Here is a 22,219-nt window from a genome sequence, read left to right as displayed (position 1 = left end):
ACGGCCCACTCCCGGCGGTGTTCCCCGCGCGACCACGAGACGTACCGCTTGATCAGTCGGCCCCCGTCGACGTGAAGATGGTGCGTCTGCGACACCCGTCGAATCTATGCCGTCAGGGGGTCCTCGTCGGGGTCCCAGGCGACGAGCAGGTCGAAGTGGCGGCGGTCGCCGGTGAGGGGCAGGGAGTCGAAGGGGATGCGGCCGTACAAGGTGAGGACCAGGTCGCTGGCGGTGGCGTGCAGGGCGGCGTCGGCCGGGGTCGGGGCCGGGGAGCGGGTGAGGCGGACGGCGTCGGCGGTGAGGGACAGGCGCCAGGAGCGGCCCTCGGTGGCGTGGTAGTCGAGGGTGGCGGGGGTGTGCGGCCAGTGGTAGGCGCCGGCGCAGCAGGTGGCGAGGAACTCGTCGACGCCGTCGAGGGCGATGGCGGTCGGGAGAGGTTGTGGGGCGCCGGTGGTGAGCTGGGCGTCGTACGTGTGCACGGCGACCTCCTGGAGCTGGTGGCGGGCCACGGCGCCGCTGGTCTGCGGGGACTCCGAGTCCGCCCACCAGGTCCAGCAGCCGCGGTCGGGGCCGGCGGACCGCAGCGCGTCCAGCAGCTGCCGTGTCGAGGCGGCCAGCCAGGGCAGCAGGGCCGAGTGGTCCTGCGGCGCGGGTTCCGCCGGGACGGGCGGCGGCGGGGGAGTGGACGCGGGGCCGGCGGCGACGATCGACGCCCACTTGCGGCGGCCGTCGCCCAGGTGGTGTGCCAGGTCGAGCAGCGTCCACCCGGGACAGGTCGGCACCTGCGCGTCGAGTGCGGGCGCGGCGGCGACCGCGGCGCTGAAGGCGGTGGACCGTTCGTCGATCAGCCGGAGCAGCTCAGGAAACTCCACCCGGGTTGTGTACCACCGGGCGAAGGGGACGGACAGCGAGTTTCGGGCGCGGCAGGCAGACTGTGATCATGGACGGGGATGTGTCGATGCGGGCGTTGCTGGTGCCGCCGGGTGAGGGCGAGCTGATCGACGTGGCGGGGGTGGAGCACCTGTTCCGCCTGACGTCGGCGCAGACCGGTGGGCGGTTCGGGTTCGAGGAGTTCACGCTCGGGCCGGGCACGGTCGGCGCGCGGCCGCACGTCCATCACGCGCATGACGAGTTCTTCTATGTGCTGGACGGGGAGCTCACGCTGCACGACGGCAGCGGCGAGGTCACGGCCGGGCCGGGGAGCCTGCTGGCCGCGCTGCGCGGGGCGCCGCACGGGTTCCGCAACGCCGGCGACGCGCCCGCGCGGGGGCTGTGCCTGTACACGCCGGCCGGGTACGAGGACTACTTCCGGCAGGTGCACGCGGCGGTCGCCGGCGGTGCGGAGGTCGACGACGAGATGCTCAACGAGTTCCGCGGCCGGTTCAACACCACCCCACACCGGACCGCCTGAGCTACTCCTCGGCGAGCAGCCTCGCCTTCGGCAGGCCGCGCAGGGACCGCACCGGCAGGATCGCGGCGGCGACGGCCAGCAGCGTGCCGGCGAGGGCCGCGGCGGCGGCGACCGCGAACGAGGTGCTGGTGAGCTCGGAGCTGAGCAGGGCGGCGGTGCCGAGCGCGATGCCGGTGCCGGGGGTCGCGCCCAGGACGCCGAGGGCCAGCGCCTCGTATCCGGCGAGGCGGGCGGTCCACGCGTCGGTCCAGCCCACCGCGCCCAGCAGGGCGAACTCGGCGGCCCGTTCGCGGATGTTGACGTAGAGGACGTCGGCGACCGTGGCGGCGCCGAGCAGGGTGGTGAGTGCCGCCGCGATGTAGTCGGTGGCCTGCACCTGAACGGTGATCGCGTCGCCCAGGACCGTACCGGAGACGCTGCCGCGGAACGTCAGATTGATGATGACGAGGAGGGTCAGCGAGGCCACGCCGATCGCCAGGCTGGCCGCGCCGACGGCGGTGCGGCCGGGAGTGCGCAGGACGTTGCCGAGGGCGAGGCCGGCGATGCGCTGCGGGGCCCGGCGGCGGGCCGACGCGACCGCGGGCCGCACGGCGGCGGCCGGGTCGGCGCGGGTGGCCCGCCACGCGGGTGGCAGCGCCGCCAGGAGACTCAGCAGCAGGGCCGCCGGGATGGCCAGGAGCGCGTAGCCGGCGCCGAGGTCGACGCCGAGCACGCGGGACAGCGCCAGCGCCAGGATCGTGCCCAGCAGACCGGCGACCGCTCCCACCGCCGTCGACTCCGCCGCCACGAGCGCGAACAGGCGCCTACGGGGCCAGCCGACGCACGCGAGCACGGCGAGCTCGGTGGACCGGCCGCGGACCGCCGCGCCGGTCGCGTTGCCGACGGCGAGGGCGCAGGCGACCAGGACGAGGATCGACAGGACCAGCGACTTGCGGTCGATCGCGGACACGATGGTGGTGGCGACGCCGAGCTTCAGCCAGTTGTCGCGGACGGCGAGGGCCGGGCGGCCAAACTTGCCGGCCGGCAGCGCCAGCGGCACGGCCGCCGCCGACGAGCCGACGGTGAGGTCGACCCGCAGCCCGGTCGCGAGGTGGATCTGGTCGGCGACGGCGCGGACCCGCTCCCGGGAGAACGCGTCCATGCCGACGGTGCCCGCGACGCGGACCCGCACCATCGAGATCGGGGCGCCGGCGTCGACGCCGTGCGCGGGGTCCAGGCTGTTGTACGGCGCCCGGTGCAGCGCCGGCAGCGCCGACAGCGTGGTGAGCAGGTGCGGCCGCTGGCCGAGCGGGCCGGCGAAGCTGGTGCCGGCGATCAGCGGCCGGTCGCCGAGCGCGGCGCGGGCCGCGTCGTCGGCGCCGGTCGCGGCGGGCACGGCGTACAGGTCGAACGGCGGCCGGGACAGGGCCGGGCCGGTGTCGACCTTCGCCGGGTCGTACACGCCGACGCCGCGCAGGAACGCGTTGGCCGTCTTGGAGTCGCCGTCCCGCCCGTGCCGGACGACGGCGCGGACGGGGTCGTCGGCGAGGCCCATCGGCAGCGGCTTGCTGTCCGGCATGCCGTGCGGGACCTTCCCCCACTCGCCGCCCGAGTAGGGCACCACGGCGGCGGAGCCGTCCGCGAGCGTCAGGGGGCTGGTGGTCCACCACTCGTTGACGACCGAGGTGCCCGCCGCCGGTGGGAAGCCGCCGGCGCCGGGAGGGTGCGCGATCGCGTCGAGCACGGCCGGGTACACGTCCTGCGCGCTGAACGCCCGCGCGCCGATCGGCGTGGACGGCTGGGTGGCGTAGTAGTCGACCGCGTTGTCCAGCCGCATGCCGGCGCCGGTCTTGTCGGCGGCGTCGCCGCCGATGCGTTCGATCTCCACGCGCACCTGCTGGTCGAGGTCGAGGCTGCCGGCGGCGAGGACCGGGATGCCCGCGGCGGTGTCGCCGGCGTTCAGGTAGCCGCCGGAGACGACGGCGCGGTCGAGGCCGTTGAGCCTGGCCTCCTGCACCGGGTCGATCGCGGCGAGCAGCAACGGGATCGGGAAGAGCACCCGCACCTGCGGCCGCGGGGTCTGCTCGATGCTGGACGTGGGGTCGCTGGACCAGCAGTGGGCCTCGGTGCGGTCGCTCACCGACAGCGCGTCGACTGTGTCGAAGTACCCGGTGATGCCTTCGCACACCGCGGTCACGCCGGCGGCGCCGTGCTCGTGGATCTCCGGCGGCTTGGGCAGGGCCGAGCTGTCGTAGTTCTTGCCCTCGATCCACGGCTCCCCGGGCACGAACTCCAGGGCGTTCCTCGTCGCGTAGAGGTACTTCGGCCCGTCGGCGATGCTGGACAGGCCCCGGTCGCCGATGAAGACGGGGCGGACCCGCAGCACCTGCCGCTGCCCGCCGGCGGCGACGTGGTCGGTGAGGTCGACGGTGATGACGGCGGTCTGCGTGACGTAGCCGGCCATCGCGACGGGCGCGGCCACGTCCACGCCGGGCAGGTCGAGGATCCGCCGCCACTGCGCCTCGGTGATGCCGCCGTAGGTGGAGGTGACCCGGTCGGTACGGACCAGCCCGTCCTCCGATGGCACGGCGGCGGGCGGGCGGACCAGGATGTCGTACGTGGGCCGGTAGTTGGCCTGCACCGTGCCGTTGACCTGGACCTGAGACCCGCGGGACGCCGACGCCAGCAGCGCGAAGCTGGCCACGGCCACGGCGACCGCCGCGATCGTGGCGACCAGCCGGCCGCGGCGGAAGAGCAACTGAGCGCGGATCAGCGAGAACAACGGCCACCCCCGGCAGCGGATCATCCACGCAGGGACGTCCGACGCATTCAGGGCCCCCGCTCCGTGCACCGACCATCCATTGATCAGGCTCTTGTGTCAAGACGCGAAAAAACGGGTGCCCGGGGGCGGCGAGTCAGGGTCGGTGGAAGACTGATGACCATGAGCGACTGGAATGACAAGATCATTGAAGAGTTCCGCGCCAACGGCGGCAAGGTCGGGGGCAACTTCGAGGGCGCTCCGCTGCTGTTGCTGCACACGGTCGGCGCCCGCAGCGGCCAGGAGCGGGTCCACCCGATGATGTACCAGAAGGTCGACGGCGGGTACGCCGTGTTCGCCTCCTACGCCGGCGCACCCACCAACCCGGCCTGGTTCCACAACCTCGTCGCCCAGCCCCGGGTCACGGCCGAGATCGGCACCGGCACGCAGGAGCTCGTCGCCCGGGTGACCGACGGGGATGAGCGGGAGCGGATCTGGACCGCGCAGAAGGCGGCGTACCCGGGCTTCGCCGACTACGAGCTCAAGACCACGCGGCAGATCCCGGTCGTGGTCCTGGAGCCCGCCGCCTAACGCGGAAGGGAGGCGCCGGACGGCTCGCGCAGTCCTCGGTGGACGGCGAGCGCGCCGAGCAGGGTGACGGCGCCGTCCACCAGTAGCGCCAGGCGGATGCCGGACGGCAGGGTCGGGGCGGCCGCGGCGACGGCGCTCATCACCGGGATGCCGACGGTGAGCGCCACCTGCTGGGTCAGCGTGCTCAGCCGGTGGCGAGACCCTGCTCGCCGTCGGGCAGGCCGGAGGTGGCCGTCACCGTGTACGCGACGATCGCCGCCACGTGCCCGACGAAGCCGACGATGAAGGCGAGCATGAGCCACCCGTACATGGCCCGGGAGTCGCCGACCCGGGTCGCCGTCGGCTGCGGCGCTGCAGCTGCTGGCCCGGGCGGTCTACGGCTGAGGCTCACGCCGCGCGGAGGTGCTCCTCGGCGGCGGCGGGTGCCGTCTCGTAGATCATGAAGGTCTGCGCGTCGGCGGTCTCGCAGCGGACCCGGTTGTCGGAGATGCGGCGCAGCCACGTGTTGATGGCCCGGTCGAGGCGGTAGGCGTCGATGTTGTGCCGGCAGATGTCCAGCGAGATGACGCCGTCGTGCTGCTCGGCGTGGCGGTACATCGCCTCGATGAGCTTCACGAACATGCCGTGCTCGTGCGTGGGCACGGCGACGAACCCGCAGTACCAGATCCGCTGGTCGGCGTAGTGCACCGGCCAGCGCCGGGCGAAGTACTCCGGCGAGATCAGCGGCCAGGCGCTGAGCTGGTTGGTGTATGTGGCGAGCCCGAGCAGGACACCGTCGTCGGAGTACGCGAGCCACTTCTCGACCCGGCGGTCGGACATGACGTCGTCGAACTCCGAGCGGTACATGAGATGCCGTTGAATGGTGAGCGCGTTGAGGTGCCGGAACGCTGCCTCGTACAGCTGCCATGCCTGTTCGAGCTGCTCGTCGACGAGATCCGTGCGGACGTCGATCTTCATCTGACGCCTCCCGAGTACGTTCGGTACAGAAGGTGTGTACAGAATGTACGTACGGATCGAGAGATCGACAATCAGCGAAATTCCCGCCATAAGGGAGGCCACAACCGGGTGTGCAGGACTCCGAGTCCAGGACTCGCGGGCCGGTCCCGCCCCAGGACCCGATCCGGACGCGGGGGGAGCGGGCAGCCAGGCGTTCGGCGGTGCACCGCGCAATGTGCATGTTCCGAACCTGCGCTGTATCAACGGACGCGTCGTGCGCTCCCGCAGTCGAGTCCGGTTGGCTCGAGCACCTCGATGTCGACGACAGTCGCGCAGGTGGGATCGAGACCGAGCAAGATGACGTCCACCCCGTCCCGCTCCAGCAGAGCAAGGTAAGGTCCAGCCGCCCCGGACGGCGCGGTCAACAGGTTGGTGCAAGCGTACGGCGAGAGTCGATCAGCCCCTGGCGGTCCTGCTAAGGTCCGCACATGTCAGGGCGGGGGCAGCGGCACCACCGGGAGCTGCTGGTCTCCGACCTTGACGGAACGCTTCTTCGACCAGACGCGACGTTGAGCGCGTTCACGATCAGCGTGATCAACGAGTACATCGCCGATGGCGGACTGTTCACCTATGCGACAGCCCGGTCCTACACCTCTGCCGCTCGCGTGACCGCGCCGTTGCGGCTGCGGCTTCCGGTTCTGACGTACGGCGGCGCGGTCGTCGTGGACCCGGCGACCGGCCAGGCCCGTCAGGCGCAGTTCCTGCCGGTCGCGTTGGTGGAGGAGGTGTTTCGTCGAACCGAGGGTTCACGGCTCGTGCAGCCGATTGTCTTCGCCATTCGGGAGGGCAGGGACCGTGCCTGCTGGCTGGCCGACCGGATCACACCTGGGGTGGCGGACTATCTGCGCACCCGAGCCGGCGACCCGCGGCTGCTGGCCCTTTCCAGCTGGTCGGGCATCGATGCGGCATCGGTGTTCTACATCTCCTTGATCGGCGACCGGCAGCTGTTGCACAAGCTTTTCGAGCAACTCGCCGACCTTCCCGGCGGCTGCCACTTCGTCCTCGCCGAGGACATCTACTCGGCCGGGCAATGGTGGCTGGAGCTGACCTCGAGCAGCAAGGCCGCCGCGGTTGCCGCGTTGAAGGCCGAAGTAGCGGCAGAAACGGTGACATGCTTCGGTGATCAGCTCAACGACCTGCCGATGTTCGCGGTCGCCGACACGGCACTGGCGGTCGGGAACGCCGCGGCTGAGGTCCGCGCGGCCGCCACACAGGTGATCGGCACCAACACCGACGACGGCGTGGCCCGCTGGATCGCCGCGACCGCGACTTCAGGCCGAGGTGCCGCCGAAGCCCGACAGCACCACTGAGGGCGGCGTGGGTATCGTCGCGGCGCCCGGGGCAGGCGAGAGGTGGGATGCATTGCTTGGCGCATCGAGGGTTCCGCTCGTTGACATTGTTGGCGCCTGGGACATACCGGCCTGGCAGAAGGTTCCGGAAACCATCTGCTCGGCTCTCGAACGAGGATTCTTCCAGCTTCCTGGTTCTGGAGTTTCTGCGACTGTGACCTTTCCTGGTGAGGGTGAGCACTATTGTCTTGGCGAGCAAACCCGATTGCCGGGGTGGATTGTATTCGCAATCTTTGGTGTCGCGACCGGCACCGGCATCGTGCGTCACGCCAAGGTGTACAACCCACTATATGGACGGCAGGGTGAGGTCCAACTCCTCCCCCCGACCTTCGTCAATAGCACCGTGTCAAGTTTCGCTGCTTGTCTGGACGAGAGTGTTGCACTCAGCAGCAGGCTTGATGAGATACGCAATGTTCCCCTCGCTGAGTGGGACGAGGATGCTGGGCGCGTACGCGAGGTAGACGCGTTGACCGGCAGTACCCGGCGCATACTCGAACTGGACTCAAGGGCGTTCGAAGATTGGCGAAACTTCTGGTATCTCGAGATCGGAACTCTGTGGGATGAGCAGATGAGTGGCGGACTCGAACGCTTCGAAGCAATTGTTGCGAACTCGTCTCCGTAGATGTGCGCAGCAACCTGTCCGGTCCGGTGGCGGGCTCCCCGCAGCGACCGTGGCCGGGCCGCCGATCCAAGGCCTCGTCCTGGCCTTTATCGAACAGTGATGTTTGCATCTGGTTCGATGGGGGAATCGAGGCGCAGGTGCAAGGGCGGGTGCTCGGTGGGCGGTACCACCTCGACGAGGTGCTGGGTGTGGGTGGCATGTCGACGGTGTGGCGTGCCCACGACGTGGTGCTCGGGCGGGACGTCGCGGTCAAGGTGTTGTCGGGGCGGCACGCCGGTGATGCCGGCTCGCGGCGGCAGATCCGGGTCGAGGCCCGCGCCGCCGCCGGGCTGGCGCACCCGAATGTCGCCCAGGTCCACGACTTCGGTGAGACCGTCGAGGACGGGCAGCGCACGCCGTACATCGTGATGGAGCTGGTGCCCGGACCGACGCTGCATCAGCGCTTCGGCGGCGCGCCGCTCCCGCCGCCGCTGGTGTTCCGGATCTGCGCCGAGGTGGCCGCGGGGCTCGCCGCCGCGCACGCCGACGGTCTCGTGCACCGCGACGTCAAGCCCGCCAACGTGATCCTCGCCCCGACTGGGGCGAAGGTCGTGGACTTCGGCATCGCGGCCGGGTTCGGCGCCGTCGAGGACGACGACCTGCTCGGCACGCCGGAGTACCTGGCGCCGGAGCGGATGACCGAGGATGCCGTCACGCCCGCGTCCGACGTCTACAGTCTCGGTGTCCTGCTGTACCGGCTGCTGGCGGGCCACCTGCCGTGGACCGCGTCCGGGTCGGCCGGCCTGCTCGAGGCGCACCTGCTCACGCCGCCGGCGGCGCTGCCGGCGTTACCGGGCGTGCCTTCGGCGCTCGCGCAGCTGTGCGAACGGTGCCTGGCAAAGGATCCGGCGGACCGGCCGACCGCGGCGGAGGTGGCCGCCATCCTTGCGGCAGCCGCCGTGTCCACGCCGGCCGGCGCGTTCGGCGCGGCCTTTCCCGACGCCGCCGGTGACGAGCCGGCCATTGCGGCGTCTGTACGCGCACCGGCCGCGACCGGTGGTGCCACAGCGGTCGTGCCCGATGGCTCTGCGGCGGCCGCGCAAAGTGGCGCCACGGCAGGCGCTGCCGGTGGTGCCACGGCGGGTGCGGCCGGTGGTGGCGTGGCGGGCGGGTCTGGCGGTGGTGGGTGGCGCCGGACGCGGCTCGCCGCCGGGCTGGCCGGGGCGACGGCCGCTGGGCTACTCGTCTGGCTGGTGCTGCCGGCACCCGACCCCATCTCGTCGGCTCCCGCGCAGGCGGATCCCGGTGTACAGAACCCAACAACACCCGCAGGGTTGACGCCGGCGGGTCTGCCGTCCGCCGGGACCGTTTCCCCAACGCCCGGGGCGTCCGGCAATCCCGGCACATCGGGAACATCGGCGGCGTCCGGCCCGTCGGCACGCCCCGGCGGAGGCGCCGGCCCGGGTGGCCCGACGTCGCCGGGCAGCGCCACCCCGGCGAGCGTGACTCCGACCACGAGCGCGGCGGCGCCGCCCGGCCCCGGCGCGGCGGAGACGTTCGCATCCGAAGGAGGGACCGTCCGGGCCCGGTGCGCCTCGCCGGGCGTCGCGGAGCTGCTCTCGTGGGCGCCGGCGGCCCCGTACCGGACGGACTGGGTGAGCGCGGGCCCGGCCGCCGCCGCGACCGTCACGTTCGTGCACGGCAACCGGACCGTCGGCATGACCGTCACGTGCGGCGGCCTGGACCCCAGCTCCGGGACCACCACGACCGGCGGCTGACGTTTCAGCGCGGTTTCAGCGCCCACCGGCACGGTTTCCTCATCAGCCTTCCGAACTCGGGATCGAGGAAACGACTCATGAAGATGCGCAACCTTGCCGTCGTCGCGGCCGCGGCGGCCGTCCTGCTCGGCGCCGCCGGGGCGCAGGCGTCCGCCGGGGCACAGGCGTCCGGCCCGGAGGTGCCCGACGCGGTGCGGGTGCCGGCCGGCAACGTGCTCGTCGCGGCGTTCCTGGCGCGTGGCGTGCAGGTGTACCAGTGCACGGGCGGCGCCTGGTCGTTCGTCGAGCCGGCCGCGCACCTCGCCGGCTGGGCGAAGCGGCCCGGCAGCCTCGCCACGGCCGTGCACTTCCGCGGCCCGACGTGGGAGTCCACAGAGGACGGTTCGCTGGTGGAGGCGAAGGCCGTCGCGTCGGCGCCGGTGCCCGGGTCGATCCCGCAGCTGCTGCTGCAGGCGACCCGCACCCGCGGCGACGGGGTCTTCGGCGCCGTCAGCTACATCCAGCGCCTGTCGACCCGCGGCGGCGCCGCCCCGGCCGGCACCTGCACCGACGGCGCGACGACCGGCGTCCCGTACACCGCCGACTACCGCTTCTACCAGCCGGCCAGCTGAAGCACCGCTGAGCGCGCTGCCGTGCGCCGCCCGCCGTCGACGCGGGCGGCGCACGCGGGCGTCAGCGCGGGCGGGTGGGGGTCGCGTCGCGGATGACGGTGCCGTCGGCCAGGGTCAGGTCGAAGCCGCTGTTACGCGGGCTGCGAGGTCCTGCACGGCCGCGTGGAACGCCGTCAGCGCGGGCGCCGGCGGGGTGTCGCGGGTGACGGTGACCAGGCGGCGCCGCAGCGTCGACTCGGCGAGGTCGCGGACGGCGAGCGCCGGGTCGCCGGGTGGCAGGGCGAGCGGCGGCATCAGGGCGACCGCGGCGCCGACCCGGACGAGCTCCAGCTGCACGTCGGCGTCGTTGGAGCGGTGCCGCACGTCGGGCTCGTAGCCGCCGAGCGCCCGGCACGTGCCCTGGACCATCGCGTGGTGCCCGGTGCCTTCGGCGGACGCGGTCCACACGTCGTCGCGCAGCTCGGCGATCGCGACCGGACCGCCGCCGCCGGCCAGGGGATGCGCGGCCGGGAGCACCACCCGCAGCGGCTCCTCGAGCAGGACCGCGAAGCGCATCCCGGCGGGGCGTGGCCGTGGATGGCCGTCGTACTCGTCGCCGATCACCAGGTCCACCGTGCCGAGCCGCAGGCCGGGCAGCGCCTGTTCGAGCTCCAGCTCGAAGATCTCCACCCGCACCCCCGGCCGTTCGGCCCGCATCCGGGCGACGGCGGGCACGAGCAGCCGCCGTGCCGCGGACTGCAGGCCGCCGGCGCGGACGGTGCCGCGGATGTCGCCGCCGAGCGCGGCCAGGTCGGCCTCCGCCGCCTCGGCGGCCGACAGCAGCACCCGCGCGTGCCCGGCGAGGAGGCGGCCGGCGTCGTTGAGCCGCACCCCGCGGCCGGCCTTCTCCAGCAGCGGGGTGCCGACGTCCTTCTCCAGCAGCGTCAGCTGCTGCGAGACCGTCGACGGGCTGTAGCCCAGCGCGGCGGCGACCGCGGCGAGGGTGCCGCGCTCCTCGAACTCGCGCAGGAACCGCAGCCGGCGCAGATCCAGCGCGACCATGCGGGAATCCTAACGAATCAGCACCGGGAATCATCGCTGGACCTGCACGGTTTCATGGTCAACGCTCGACGCATGGGTCCGGCACTGTGTCTCGTCTCCGCGGCGTGCTTCGGCGCGCTCGCGATCTTCGGCAAGTTCGCCTACGACGCGGGCGTCTCGCCGGGGGCGTTGCTGCTGGTCCGCTTCGTCCTCGCCGCCGCGCTGCTGTGGCTCGTCCTGCTGCTGCGCCCCGAGCTGCGCGGCGGCGCGTCGTCGCGGCGCGCCGTCGGCACCGCCCTCGGACTCGGCGCGATCGGCTACGCCGCCCAGGCGAGCCTGTTCTTCGCGGCGCTGCGCCTCATGGACGCCTCGCTGCTGTCGCTGATCCTGTACACGTTCCCGGTCCTGGTGACCGTCGCGGCGGTCCTGCTCGGCCGCGACCGCCTCACCCCTCGCCGGGGCGCGGCCCTCGTCGCCGCGTCGACCGGCACGCTGCTGGTCCTGCTCGGCACCGGCAGCGTGAGCTTCCACCCGCTCGGCGCGCTGCTCGGCTTCGGCTCCGCGGTCGTCTACACCGTCTACATCCTGGTCGCCGACACGGTCGTGCACAGCATGCCGCCGGTGCTGCTGTCCGCGCTGGTGATGACGGGCGCCGCCGGTACCCTCGCCGCCAACGCCATGCTGAACGGCGGTGTCGGCCTGAGTTTCGCCCAGGTGGGTTGGCTGTGGCTGGGCTGCATCGCGGTCGTCTCGACGGTCGCGGCCATGCTGACGTTCTTCGCCGGCCTCCAGCGCACCGGCCCGTCCACCGCCGCGATCCTGTCCACGTTCGAGCCGGTCGTCACGACCGCCCTCGCCGCCGTCCTCCTCGGCGAGTCCCTGACCCCGGTCCAGCTCACCGGCGCCGCCCTCGTGCTCGCCTCCGCCGTCGTCCTGCAGACGGCGGCTCGCAGGGAACCCGCCGTTTTGCCCGTCGCCGCAACGGTGGCGGACTAACTTGGGCGGTGATGAACAGCGACGACTTCTGGCGGATGATCGACGGCGTCCTCGACCTGCCGTTCGACGCGCGGGCGGCCCGGCTGGTCGACCTGCTCGCCGCGCGGGCGGAGGGCGACATCACCGGCTTCGAGGACCGCCTCGCCGAGGCGCTGCACCGGCTGGACACGCCGGCGCACGCCGTGGCGCACGGTGACGCGTTCCTGTACATCCGCTGCGCCGCGGTGCTGTCCGGATCGCGGGCGCACCAACGCATCGTCGAGGACCCGCGGTCGCTGCTCGCCCTGGCCGACGTCGAGGCGGAGGAGCTGCTGTTCGTGGCGTCCACGGCGTACGAGCGGGTGACGGACCGGCCCTGGGAGCACCGGGCGCCGGTGAGCTACGAGAGCGGCACCAGCGCCGCGTGGGGCCGGCCGGTCGAGGACGGCACGGATGAGTGGCAGCCGGAGTGGCTGAGCTGGTCCGGTGGCTACGGCCTCGGCGTCCAGATGTCTGCGGAGTACGAGCTGACGCGGCTTCACCTGGTCGAGGCGCTGGACGCGACCGAGGGGTGGCGGCAGTGGTGGAGCGCCGCGCCGGCACCGCAGGCCGACGTCACGTTCGTCGTCGACCCGGGCATGCCGGAGCAGACGAAGGTCCGGAAGGGGCGCAAGGTCGTGCGGGCCGAGGTGGTCCGCGACCGGCACGGGTTCGCCAGTGCCCCCGCCGCCACGGAGCCGGAGAAGGCCCGCGACGACCTGGTCGCGGTGCTGACCATCACCGCGGAGCAGCTCCGGATGCCGGCGATGCCGCAGTTCCCGCCGATGCCTGTGCTGTCCGAGGAGGAGTTGCGCAACCAGTGCCAGGGTCACGAGGAGTCCGCCGCGATCGATCGCATGGCCGCCGAATTGGTGGCCCGTCACCTCGGCCAAGGCGTGTGGGGCGCCATGCCCTGACGGTAATTAGAATGCGACGATGCCGATCACCCGGGGCGCGGCCCGCCCGATCACCTACTACGGCACGCCGGTGCTGCACCGCCGGTGTGCCGACGTCACCGCCTTCGACGAGCCGCTCGCCGCGCTGATCGACGACATGTTCGCCTCCATGTACGCGGCGGAGGGTGTCGGCCTGGCCGCCAACCAGATCGGCGTGGACCTGCGGGTGTTCGTCTACGACTGCCCGGACGACGACGGCGTCCGCCATGTCGGGCACGTCGTCAACCCGGTGCTGCAGGAGGCGTCCGCGCTCGCCGGGACGGCCACCGACACCGAGGGCTGCCTGTCTGTGCCGGGGCCCCGCGCGGAGGTGCCGCGGGCCGCGGTCGCGACGGTGACGGGCTTCGACCGGAACGGCGCGCCGATCACGGTGACCGGCACCGGGTTCTTCGCCCGGTGCCTGCAGCACGAGTGCGACCACCTCGACGGCACCGTGTACGTCGACCGGCTCCCGGCGCAGCGGCGCGAGCGGCTGCTGCGGGAGGCCGGGCTGCTCGGCTCGTGACGAAAGGGCGGGCCCGGCACATGCCGGGCCCGCCCCCTCACGACGGACTGGTCAGGACCAGGTGCCGCCGGCCCAGCCGTCGCTGGACCAGGTGCGGCCCGACCAGGTGCCCGCCGACCACGTGCGGCCGGACCAGGTGCGGCCGGACCACGCCGGGTCGCTCCAGCCGGCGGCGGCGCTGCCGGCCCACGGCGCGGCGGCCCACGTCGCCGACGCCCACGTCCGGGACGCCCAGGACGTGCCGGTCCAGTCGTTGCCGGCGATCTGGTAGCCCAGCCACGAGCCGCCGGACCAGGACGGCGTGGTCGACTTGGCCCACTGGGCGCCGTTGAACGAGCCCCAGATGGTGCGCTCGCCGGTGAGCTTCACGCCGTCGAGGGTGAGGCTGCTGGTGCCGCGCGAGCCCTGGAGCGAGCCGGTGCCGCTGGACAGTTGCAGCGCCGGCGCGGTGACGGTCGTGCCGGTGCGGGCGAGCGCGCCGTTGACGTTGAGCGTTGCCAGGCCGAGGGTCTTCGCCGTGCCGGTGCCGAGCGCGGTGGCGCCCTTGACCAGCCAGTCCTTGACCTGGTTGGGAGTGGCGGCCGGCTTCGCCTGCAGCACCAGCGCGGCGGCCGCGGTGACGACGGCGGTGGCCTGCGAGGTGCCGCTGCCCTTGAACAGGGTCTCGCCGACCCGCGCCGACGGGTAGAGGTTGTCGACGTTGGAGCCGGGGACGCGCAGCGACGCGATCGACGTGCCCGGGGCGAGCAGGTCCACCTGACCGGCGACGCCGGCGGTGGTGGTCGAGGCCAGGTTGGTGAAGGTGGCCAGGGTGTCGTCGGTCGTGGCGGTGGTGCCGTTGGTGGCGGTTGCGCCGACGGCGACGATCCAGTCGTTGACGGCCGGGTTGGTCAGCGTGCCGGCGGCATTGCCGTTGTTGCCGGCCGCGGCGACCACGACGATGCCGGCCTGCCACGCCTTCTCCACCGCGAACTGCAGCGGGTCGGTCCACGACTGCCCTGAGCCGCCCGAGCCGTAGGACAGGTTCAGCACCCTGATCGGGTTGGCGGCGTCGTCGTTGCGGTGCGCCACGACCCAGTCGATCGCGGCGATCATCTGCGACACGTCGACGGCACCGGTCGACGTGCCGATCTTCAGCGAGGTCAGCTTGACGCCGGGGGCGATGCCCTTGGTACCGGTGGCGGTGTCGTTGCCGACGATGATGCCGGCCATGTGCGTGCCGTGGCCGTAGGTGTCCAGGTACCGCAGGTTCGCGGCCTGCGACTCGAACGACAGGTCCGGGCCGTTGACGATCTGCGCCGCGGGCAGCCCGGGCACCGACGCCACACCCGTGTCGATCAGGGCCACGCCGACGCCCTTGCCGGTCAGTGTCGCCGCGGTGCCGGTGTCGGCGCCGATGGCCGACCGCACCTGCGCCAGGGTGGTCGCCGACGCGGCCGTGTCCGCGGCCTTGACGGCCGCATGCGCCTGCCCCGCGGCGAGCGCGACCGCGGCCGGCGCCAGCAGCGCGCCCGCCGCGGCGGCCCGCAGTCTCTTGGCGATGTTCACGGTTGGGAGCTCCGTCCTTGGAGGTGATCTCTTCGACCTCCCAACCATGACCGTCTTCGGTTGCGGCTCCACCGGGCGCGGCGACGAACTGTCCGGCCACCCGACACGAACTGCCCACCCGGTGTCCGCCGGTCGGTTCGACGCTCACCGATCAGCAACCGGACCGCACCGCTTCAGAGTGCGGGCCGGATGCGGAAGGAGCACTCGACCCGGAACGCGGCGCTGCCGTCGTCCTGGTCGACCCAGAGCTGCTCGCCGCGGTGGTGCAGGAACCAGCCGGGGTAGATCTGCGCGTCCAGCACGACCGTGCCCTCCGTCGCACCGGCGCGGGCGCAGAACGTGGCGTCACCGCGGAACAGCGGCGTGCCCTCGTCCCGGCTGAGCTGGAACCGCCACGACGCGTGCCGCAGGAACCGGCCGTCGTCGGCGCGGAACGTGAAGCATGCCGGGTCGGCCAGCCCGGCGAGCACCGTGAACGTCGCGTGGCGCCGTTGCGCGGCGTCGCCGTCCGCCGGGACCGCCGCGAGCACGCCGAGGCCGTCGACGGTCGTGACGAACAGCCCGGGCTCGTGGGCCGACTCGATCGACACGGTCCGTCCGGGCGCCAGGGTCGCGGTGCGCGCCGGCGGCGAGCCGGTGGCGGCGGTGGTCGCCGGCGGTTTCGACGGTGGCCCGGCGGGGGTGGCGGTGGTCGCGGCGGGCGGCACCCGGACCGCCGCCGTCGTCGCTGCCTGCAGCCCCTGGGACGGCGGTGGGTCGGCGGGCAGGGCGGTCACGGTGACGGCGGCGCCGGCGGCAACGGCGACGGCCACGGTCGCGGCGAGGGGGTGCGCCGCGAGGATCTGGGCGAGGTGACCGAACACCCCGGCCTGGACGGTCGCGCCGAGGGTGGCCTTGCCGATCAGGCCCGAGCTGAGCGTGGCCGGGACCGGCAGCAGCGCGAACCCGGGCAGCAGCCGGTCCGCGCTGATCAGCCCCTCGGCGGCGGGAGCACAGACCCGGCAGGTGCGCACGTGCCGGGCGAGGCGCTTGCGCCACAGCGGGCCGGGCGTGCCGTCCCAGCCGGCGACGAGCGCGTCGAGGTCTGGGCACCTGGGCGTGGCGTCCAGCGCGGCCACGATCTCGCGGCTCAGGTCGAGCTGGTGGCGCATGCGCTGGACGCGGACGGCGGCGTGGGCGACGCTGACGCCCAGCGCCCCGGCCAGCTCGGTGCGGCTGAGCACGCCGGCATGCTCCAGCCACCACAGCGGCAGCAGGGCGCGGTCGGCGGGGTCGAGCCACCGGGCGGCCCGCCTGACCTGGCGGCGCTGGCCGGACAGCTCCAGGCGCAGCCCGGTGACGTCCTCGACCTCGGCGCCCGCGTCCGGCACGTCGGCCGCCTCGTCCAGCGGGGCCGTCCGCCGCGCGGCGGTGCTGCGGCGGTGCAGGTGGGTGCTCACCTGATGGACCGCGATTGCCGCCAGCCAGGCCCGGAAGCTCTCCGGCTGGTGCAGTGCCGGCAGCCGCCGCACGGCCCGCAGCATGGTGTCCTGCACGACGTCGTCGACGTCGGCGTGCCCGTCCAGCGCGCGGCGGACGATCGTGTAGACCAGCGGCAGGCCGGCGGTGACGAGCCCGTCGACGGCCCGCCGGTCACCGGCCTGGGCCGCCAGCACGAGGTCCGTTTCGTTCACGTCGGTGGTTCGCATCGTCACATCGCAGTCACAGCATTCACCGTGCAGCCGCCCGGCATGGTCGTTGACTGTCACCGACAACCGGCCGCCGCGTCAAGCATCCGGCGGGTGCGACCATGTGCTCCCGCCGTGCATAACACAAATCCGTCGGCTTCTTTGTTGTTATTCGCGGGTCGCCGGAAATGTCGCAGGAATTCACGGATGAAAATTTCGGCGATGTTACGTCACGAAAGACATCCCGTGTCCGTGGCCTCTTGAATGTTCGCATTCGGTCTGGCAATCTCGCGGTCTGGATGTGAGCGCTAACACGATTTCGAGGAGCACCGCATGGCGGTCCGTAACAAGGCGTCGGGCATCGTCACCCTGCTCGTCGCGACCCTGGTCGGCGGTGCGGTCGCCGTCACGAACATGACCACCGCATCGGCCGCCACGGTCGACACGAGCGCCTCCTACGTGCTGGTCAACCGCAACAGCGGCAAGGCCCTGGACGTCTACAACTTCTCCACCGCCGACGGCGGGCGCATCACGCAGTGGACCCGCGGCGACGGCGCGAACCAGCAATGGCAGTTCGTCGACTCCGGCGGCGGTTACTACCGGATCCGCTCCAAGCACTCCGGCAAGGTCCTCGACGTCTCGAACTTCTCCACCGCCGACGGCGGGTCCGTCGTGCAGTGGTCGGACCTCAACGGCACGAACCAGCAGTGGCGGCTCGCCGACTCCGCCGACGGTTACGTGCGGCTCATCAACCGCAACTCCGGCAAGGCCCTGGAGGTGCAGGGCGCCTCGACCGCCGACGGCGGCAACATCGTGCAGTACGCCGACTGGGGCGGCAACAACCAGCAGTGGCAGCTCGTGAAGCTCGGCGGCACCAACCCCACCACGCCGTCCGGGCAGTACAACAACCCGGTCGTCTGGCAGGACTTCGCCGACGGCGACATCATCCGCGTCGGCGACGCCTACTACTACTCCGCGTCCACGATGCACTACTCGCCGGGCGCGCCGATCCTGCGCTCCTACGACCTCGTCAACTGGGAGTACGCCGGGCACTCGGTGCCCCGGCTGGACTTCGGCTCCAGCAACTACGACCTCAGCGGCGGACGGGCCTACGTCAAGGGCATCTGGGCATCCACGCTCAACTACCGCAAGTCCAACAGCACCTACTACTGGCTCGGGTGCGTCGAGTTCAACCGCACCTACGTCTACACGTCCACCGCGGTGGACGGCACCTGGCAGAAGCGGTCGCAGATCAACAACTGTTACTACGACGCCGGGCTGCTCGTCGACGACAACGACACCATGTACGTCGCGTACGGCAACAGCACGCTCAGCGTCGCCCAGCTGTCCGCCGACGGGCTCAGCCAGGTCCGGACCCAGCAGGTGTTCACCACACCGTCGAGCGTCGGCACCCTCGAAGGCTCGCGCTTCTACAAGCGCAACGGCAGCTACTACATCTTCGTGACCCGGCCGGCCAACGGCCAGTACATCCTGAAGTCCAGCAGCCCTTGGGGTCCGTACGAGATGCGGCAGGTGCTGCTCAACATGCCGAGCCCGATCTCCGGCGGCGGCACCCCGCACCAGGGCGGCCTGGTCCAGACGCAGAACGGCGACTGGTACTACATGTCCTTCGTGGACGCCTACCCCGGCGGTCGCGTCCCCGCCCTCGCCCCGATCACCTGGAGTGCGGACGGCTGGCCGAGCGTGCAGACCGTCAACGGCGGCTGGGGCGCCACGTACCCGAAGCCGAACATCAGCACCACGAAGACCGTCAAGCCGATGATCGGTGCCGACACGTTCACCGGCACGGCGCTCGGCCCGCAGTGGGAGTGGAACCACAACCCCGACACCTCGAAGTTCTCCACCGGCAGCGGGCTGCGGCTGCAGGCCGCGACGGTGACCAGCGACCTGTACCAGGCCCGCAACACCCTCACCCACCGCATCCAGGGGCCGACGTCGACCGCCACGGTCGAGCTCGACTACTCCGCGCTCGCCGACGGCGACCGGGCCGGCCTGGCCATGCTGCGCGACTCGTCGGCCTGGATCGGCGTCAGGCGCGACGGCACCGCCACCCGGGTGTCCATGGTCAACGGTCTGGCCATGAACAGCAGCTGGGGCACCAGCAGCACCGGCTCGGAAGCGGCGAGCGCCGCGGTCTCCGGCGGGCGGATCTGGTTGCGGGTCACCGCCGACATCAGGCCCGGCTCCGGCCGGCAGGCCCGGTTCTCCTACAGCACCGACGGCACCAACTTCACGTCGCTGGGCACCGCGCTGACGCTCAACAACGCGTGGCAGTTCTTCATGGGCTACCGCTACGCGATCTTCAACTACGCCACCAAGGCGCTCGGCGGCACCGCCACCGTCACGCGCTTCGAGATGACCGCCCCGTAAGCGAGAGGGACTCCACCATGAAATTCCGAAGACTCCGCGTGATCCTGCCGCTCGTGGCGGCGACCGTGCTGGCCGGCGGCGCCGCGGTGCTGCTGGGCGGCTCCGCCGACGCCGGCACCACCCTCGGCACCTCCGCCGCGGAGAAGGGCCGTTACTTCGGCGCCGCCGTCGCCGCCGGCCGCCTCGGCGACAGCACCTACGCCGGCATCCTCGACCGCGAGTTCAACGCGATCACGCCCGAGAACGAGATGAAGTGGGACGCCACCGAGCCCAACCAGGGCCAGTTCCGCTGGACCGGCGGAGACCAGATCGTCGCGCACGCCCAGGCCCACGGGCAGAAGGTCCGCGGGCACACCCTCACGTGGCACGCCCAGCAGCCCGGCTGGGCGCAGAACATGTCCGGCAGCGCGCTGCGCAACGCGATGGTCAACCACATCACCCAGGTCGCCACCCACTACAAGGGCAAGGTCTTCGCCTGGGACGTGGTCAACGAGGCGTTCGCCGACGGCGGCAGCGGCGGCCGGCGCGACTCCAACCTGCAGCGCACCGGCAACGACTGGATCGAGGTCGCGTTCCGCACCGCGCGGGCCGCCGACCCGGGCGCGAAGCTCTGCTACAACGACTACAACACCGACGGCATCAACGCCAAGAGCACCGGCATCTACAACATGGTGCGGGACTTCAAGTCCCGCGGCGTGCCGATCGACTGCGTCGGCTTCCAGTCCCACCTCGGCAACTCGGTGTCCGGCGACTACCAGGCCAACCTGCAGCGCTTCGCCGACCTCGGCGTCGACGTGCAGATCACCGAGCTGGACATCGCCGGCAGCAACCAGGCCAACAACTACGCGACGGTCGTGCGCTCCTGTCTCGCCGTCTCCAGGTGTACGGGCATCACCGTCTGGGGCATCCGGGACAGCGACTCGTGGCGTACCGGCGAGAACCCGCTGCTCTTCACGGCCTCCGGCGCGAAGAAGGCGGCCTACACCTCGACCCTGAACGCGCTCAACGCCGGCACGAACCCCGGCCCGACGGGCTCCACGGGCGTGGACACCGGCGCCTGGTACGTGCTGGTCAACCGCAACAGCGGCAAGGCCGTCGACGTGTACGACTTCGCCACGAACGACGGCGGCCGGATCACCCAGTGGACGCGGACCGGCGGCGCCAACCAGCAGTGGCAGTTCGTCGACTCCGGCGGCGGCTACTACCGGATCCGCTCCAGGCACTCCGGCAAGGTCCTCGACGTCTCCAACTTCTCCACCGCCGACGGCGGGACCGTCGTGCAGTGGACGGACCTCAACGGCACCAACCAGCAGTGGCGGCTCGCCGACTCCGGCAGCGGCTACGTCCGGCTGATCAACCGCAACTCCGGCAAGGCCCTCGAGGTGCAGGGCGCCTCCACCGCGGACGGCGGCAACGTCGTGCAGTACGCGGACTGGGGCGGCACCAACCAGCAGTGGCAGCTCGTCCGCGCATAGCTGACACCCCGTCGAAGAAGGAGCACACCCCGCACATGAGCACGTATCGAACACGACGCCGCATCGGCCTCGCCGCGGCCGCCATGGCCCTCGTCGGCGGCGGCGTGGTGGTCCTCAACATGACGACCGCCGCGGCCGCCACCGTCGACACCAGCGCCTCGTACGTCCTGGTCAACCGCAACAGCGGCAAGGCCATCGACGTGTACAACTTCGCCACCAACGACGGTGCCCGGATCACCCAGTGGGCCCGCAGCGACGCCTCCAACCAGCAGTGGCAGTTCGTCGACTCCGGCGGCGGCTACTACCGGCTGAAGTCGAAGCTGTCGTCGAAGGTCCTCGACGTGTACAACTTCTCCACCGCCGACGGCGGGTCCGTCGTGCAGTGGTCGGACCTCAACGGCACGAACCAGCAGTGGCGGCTCGCCGACTCGTCCGACGGGTACGTGCGGCTCATCAACCGCAACTCCGGCAAGGCCCTGGAGGTGCAGGGCGCCTCGACCGCCGACGGCGGCAACATCGTGCAGTACGCCGACTGGGGCGGCAACAACCAGCAGTGGCAGCTCGTCCGCGTCGGCGGCACCACGCCCACCACGCCGGGCAACACCGGCGGCGGCTGCACGCTGCCGTCGTCGTACCGCTGGTCGTCGACGGGGTCGCTCGCCAACCCGCGCTCCGGCTGGGTGTCGTTGAAGGACTTCACCAACGTCGTCTACAACGGCAAGCACCTGGTCTACGCCACCACGCACGACACCGGCTCGACGTGGGGGTCGATGAACTTCGGCCTGTTCACGAACTGGTCCGACATGGGCTCCGCCGCGCAGAACGGCATGAACTTCGGTGCGGTCGCGCCGACGCTGTTCTACTTCGCGCCGAAGAACATCTGGGTGCTGACCTACCAGTGGGGCGGCGCGGCGTTCAACTACCGCACGTCCAGCGACCCGACCAACGCCAACGGCTGGTCCTCGCCGCAGACGCTGTTCTCCGGCAGCATCTCCGGCTCCGGCACCGGCCCGATCGACCAGACGATCATCGGCGACAGCCAGAACATGTACCTGTTCTTCGCCGGTGACAACGGCAAGATCTACCGGGCCAGCATGCCGATCGGCAACTTCCCGGGCAGCTTCGGCTCCTCGTACACCCAGATCATGAGTGACTCCACGAACAACCTGTTCGAGGGCGTCGAGGTGTACAAGGTGCAGGGCCAGAACCAGTACCTGATGCTCGTCGAGGCGATCGGCAGCCAGGGCCGCTACTTCCGGTCGTTCACGTCCTCCAGCCTGAGCGGCTCGTGGACCCCGCAGGCGGCGACGGAGAGCAACCCGTTCGCCGGCAAGGCCAACAGCGGCGCCACCTGGACCAACGACATCAGCCACGGCGACCTGGTCCGCAGCAACCCGGACCAGACCAAGACCGTCGACCCGTGCAACCTGCAGCTGCTGTACCAGGGCCGCTCGCCGAGCTCCGGCGGTGACTACGGTCTGCTGCCGTACCGCCCGGGTGTGCTGACCCTCCAGCGCTAGCCGATCCGACGGGCGGCCGCCTCCCCGGGCGGCCGGCCCTCCCCTTTTC

At 71.8% G+C, this 22,219-nt stretch carries 19 protein-coding genes and 1 pseudogene; 12 read left to right on the top strand and 8 right to left on the bottom strand.

Going from position 1 to position 22,219, the window contains the following annotated elements; translation table 11 throughout:
* Positions 1-104: 104 nt before the first annotated feature.
* Entirely contained in the window at positions 105-872 is a 768-nt protein-coding gene (locus ABD332_RS28940) for a maleylpyruvate isomerase family mycothiol-dependent enzyme (protein WP_344505414.1), read from the bottom strand.
* A 68-nt stretch (positions 873-940) separates the two neighbouring features.
* On the opposite strand from ABD332_RS28940, the gene ABD332_RS28935 reads away from it, so the two are divergent.
* On the top strand, positions 941-1,411 hold the full coding sequence (locus ABD332_RS28935) for a cupin domain-containing protein (RefSeq protein ID WP_344505413.1): 471 nt from the start codon (positions 941-943) through the stop codon (positions 1,409-1,411).
* 1 nt (position 1,412) lies between these two features.
* Here the strand turns inward: ABD332_RS28935 and ABD332_RS28930 are convergent, their stop codons facing one another.
* Positions 1,413-4,172, bottom strand: a complete 2,760-nt coding sequence (locus tag ABD332_RS28930) for an FtsX-like permease family protein (RefSeq protein WP_344505412.1) — start codon at positions 4,170-4,172, stop codon at positions 1,413-1,415.
* A 159-nt stretch (positions 4,173-4,331) separates the two neighbouring features.
* Here ABD332_RS28930 and ABD332_RS28925 point away from each other — a divergent pair, with 159 nt between their 5' ends.
* Positions 4,332-4,739, top strand: a complete 408-nt coding sequence (locus tag ABD332_RS28925; protein ID WP_344505411.1) for a nitroreductase family deazaflavin-dependent oxidoreductase — start codon at positions 4,332-4,334, stop codon at positions 4,737-4,739.
* Here ABD332_RS28925 and ABD332_RS28920 read toward each other — a convergent pair.
* From ABD332_RS28920 to ABD332_RS28910, 3 genes are all read right to left on the bottom strand, one after another.
* Positions 4,736-4,906: a hypothetical protein gene (locus ABD332_RS28920; RefSeq protein WP_344505410.1), complete on the bottom strand. Its 171-nt coding sequence runs from the start codon at positions 4,904-4,906 to the stop codon at positions 4,736-4,738. The two genes, ABD332_RS28925 and ABD332_RS28920, sit on opposite strands and share 4 nt — an antisense overlap.
* A 17-nt stretch (positions 4,907-4,923) precedes the next feature.
* Complete coding sequence (locus tag ABD332_RS28915) at positions 4,924-5,049, bottom strand: hypothetical protein (protein ID WP_344505409.1); 126 nt, start codon at positions 5,047-5,049, stop codon at positions 4,924-4,926.
* Positions 5,050-5,126: 77 nt separating this feature from the next.
* Entirely contained in the window at positions 5,127-5,696 is a 570-nt protein-coding gene (locus tag ABD332_RS28910; protein ID WP_344505408.1) for a hypothetical protein, read from the bottom strand.
* 467 nt (positions 5,697-6,163) lie between these two features.
* On the opposite strand from ABD332_RS28910, the gene ABD332_RS28905 reads away from it, so the two are divergent.
* From ABD332_RS28905 to ABD332_RS28890, 4 genes are all read left to right on the top strand, one after another.
* Positions 6,164-7,045, top strand: a complete 882-nt coding sequence (locus ABD332_RS28905; protein ID WP_344505407.1) for an HAD hydrolase family protein — start codon at positions 6,164-6,166, stop codon at positions 7,043-7,045.
* Between the two features lie 7 nt (positions 7,046-7,052).
* Positions 7,053-7,706 carry a hypothetical protein gene (locus ABD332_RS28900; protein ID WP_344505406.1) on the top strand — a complete coding sequence of 218 codons (654 nt, stop codon included), beginning with the start codon at positions 7,053-7,055 and terminating at the stop codon, positions 7,704-7,706.
* A 137-nt stretch (positions 7,707-7,843) separates the two neighbouring features.
* On the top strand, positions 7,844-9,463 hold the full coding sequence (locus ABD332_RS28895; protein ID WP_344505405.1) for a serine/threonine-protein kinase: 1,620 nt from the start codon (positions 7,844-7,846) through the stop codon (positions 9,461-9,463).
* Positions 9,464-9,540: 77 nt separating this feature from the next.
* Positions 9,541-10,074, top strand: coding sequence for a DUF3455 domain-containing protein (locus ABD332_RS28890; protein ID WP_344505404.1), 534 nt, complete (start codon positions 9,541-9,543; stop codon positions 10,072-10,074).
* A 114-nt stretch (positions 10,075-10,188) separates the two neighbouring features.
* On the opposite strand, the gene ABD332_RS28885 is transcribed toward ABD332_RS28890, so the two are convergent.
* Positions 10,189-11,115 (bottom strand): LysR family transcriptional regulator, encoded by a 927-nt coding sequence (locus ABD332_RS28885; protein ID WP_344505403.1) that lies wholly within the window; start codon positions 11,113-11,115, stop codon positions 10,189-10,191.
* Positions 11,116-11,187: 72 nt separating this feature from the next.
* On the opposite strand from ABD332_RS28885, the gene ABD332_RS28880 reads away from it, so the two are divergent.
* Genes ABD332_RS28880 through def form a run of 3 tightly spaced genes read left to right on the top strand, consistent with a single transcriptional unit; the run spans position 11,188 to position 13,569 of the window.
* Complete coding sequence (locus ABD332_RS28880; RefSeq protein ID WP_344505402.1) at positions 11,188-12,090, top strand: DMT family transporter; 903 nt, start codon at positions 11,188-11,190, stop codon at positions 12,088-12,090.
* Positions 12,091-12,101: 11 nt separating this feature from the next.
* The gene (locus tag ABD332_RS28875; protein ID WP_344505401.1) at positions 12,102-13,025 is read left to right on the top strand and encodes a DUF4240 domain-containing protein; all 924 of its coding nucleotides are present in this window, start codon (positions 12,102-12,104) and stop codon (positions 13,023-13,025) included.
* A 19-nt stretch (positions 13,026-13,044) separates the two neighbouring features.
* The gene (gene def / locus ABD332_RS28870; RefSeq protein WP_344505400.1) at positions 13,045-13,569 is read left to right on the top strand and encodes a peptide deformylase; all 525 of its coding nucleotides are present in this window, start codon (positions 13,045-13,047) and stop codon (positions 13,567-13,569) included.
* 51 nt (positions 13,570-13,620) lie between these two features.
* Here the strand turns inward: def and ABD332_RS28865 are convergent, their stop codons facing one another.
* Positions 13,621-15,117, bottom strand: coding sequence for a S8 family serine peptidase (locus ABD332_RS28865; protein ID WP_344505399.1), 1,497 nt, complete (start codon positions 15,115-15,117; stop codon positions 13,621-13,623).
* 173 nt (positions 15,118-15,290) lie between these two features.
* Positions 15,291-16,805 (bottom strand): sigma-70 family RNA polymerase sigma factor, encoded by a 1,515-nt coding sequence (locus ABD332_RS28860; protein ID WP_344505397.1) that lies wholly within the window; start codon positions 16,803-16,805, stop codon positions 15,291-15,293.
* A gap of 312 nt (positions 16,806-17,117) precedes the next feature.
* Between ABD332_RS28860 and ABD332_RS28855 the strand changes: the two genes are divergently transcribed.
* The 3 genes and pseudogenes from ABD332_RS28855 to ABD332_RS28845 all read left to right on the top strand — a co-directional run bounded on the left by ABD332_RS28855 (position 17,118) and on the right by ABD332_RS28845 (position 22,170).
* A complete protein-coding gene (locus ABD332_RS28855; protein ID WP_344505396.1) occupies positions 17,118-19,175 on the top strand; it encodes a family 43 glycosylhydrolase in 2,058 nt (685 codons plus the stop codon).
* A gap of 17 nt (positions 19,176-19,192) precedes the next feature.
* Positions 19,193-20,644, top strand: a pseudogene (locus ABD332_RS28850) (endo-1,4-beta-xylanase); the annotation flags it as partial.
* 41 nt (positions 20,645-20,685) lie between these two features.
* Positions 20,686-22,170, top strand: a complete 1,485-nt coding sequence (locus tag ABD332_RS28845; RefSeq protein WP_425552303.1) for a non-reducing end alpha-L-arabinofuranosidase family hydrolase — start codon at positions 20,686-20,688, stop codon at positions 22,168-22,170.
* The last annotated feature ends 49 nt before the right edge of the window (positions 22,171-22,219 follow it).

Source organism: Dactylosporangium maewongense, assembly GCF_039531485.1.
Lineage (GTDB): Bacteria > Actinomycetota > Actinomycetes > Mycobacteriales > Micromonosporaceae > Dactylosporangium > Dactylosporangium maewongense.
Note: the sequence above shows the minus strand (reverse complement) of the source record. Positions and strands in the feature narration are given on the sequence as shown.

Coding starts and splice junctions, on each gene's coding strand:
- ABD332_RS28875 (WP_344505401.1), top strand. CDS start 12,102: ATGAACAGCGACGACTTCTGGCGGATGATCGACGGCGTCCTCGACCTG.
- ABD332_RS28890 (WP_344505404.1), top strand. CDS start 9,541: ATGAAGATGCGCAACCTTGCCGTCGTCGCGGCCGCGGCGGCCGTCCTG.
- ABD332_RS28915 (WP_344505409.1), bottom strand. CDS start 5,049: ATGTACGGGTGGCTCATGCTCGCCTTCATCGTCGGCTTCGTCGGGCAC.
- ABD332_RS28860 (WP_344505397.1), bottom strand. CDS start 16,805: ATGCGAACCACCGACGTGAACGAAACGGACCTCGTGCTGGCGGCCCAG.
- ABD332_RS28880 (WP_344505402.1), top strand. CDS start 11,188: ATGGGTCCGGCACTGTGTCTCGTCTCCGCGGCGTGCTTCGGCGCGCTC.
- ABD332_RS28885 (WP_344505403.1), bottom strand. CDS start 11,115: ATGGTCGCGCTGGATCTGCGCCGGCTGCGGTTCCTGCGCGAGTTCGAG.
- def (WP_344505400.1), top strand. CDS start 13,045: ATGCCGATCACCCGGGGCGCGGCCCGCCCGATCACCTACTACGGCACG.
- ABD332_RS28845 (WP_425552303.1), top strand. CDS start 20,686: ATGAGCACGTATCGAACACGACGCCGCATCGGCCTCGCCGCGGCCGCC.
- ABD332_RS28855 (WP_344505396.1), top strand. CDS start 17,118: ATGGCGGTCCGTAACAAGGCGTCGGGCATCGTCACCCTGCTCGTCGCG.
- ABD332_RS28925 (WP_344505411.1), top strand. CDS start 4,332: ATGAGCGACTGGAATGACAAGATCATTGAAGAGTTCCGCGCCAACGGC.
- ABD332_RS28905 (WP_344505407.1), top strand. CDS start 6,164: ATGTCAGGGCGGGGGCAGCGGCACCACCGGGAGCTGCTGGTCTCCGAC.
- ABD332_RS28935 (WP_344505413.1), top strand. CDS start 941: ATGGACGGGGATGTGTCGATGCGGGCGTTGCTGGTGCCGCCGGGTGAG.
- ABD332_RS28910 (WP_344505408.1), bottom strand. CDS start 5,696: ATGAAGATCGACGTCCGCACGGATCTCGTCGACGAGCAGCTCGAACAG.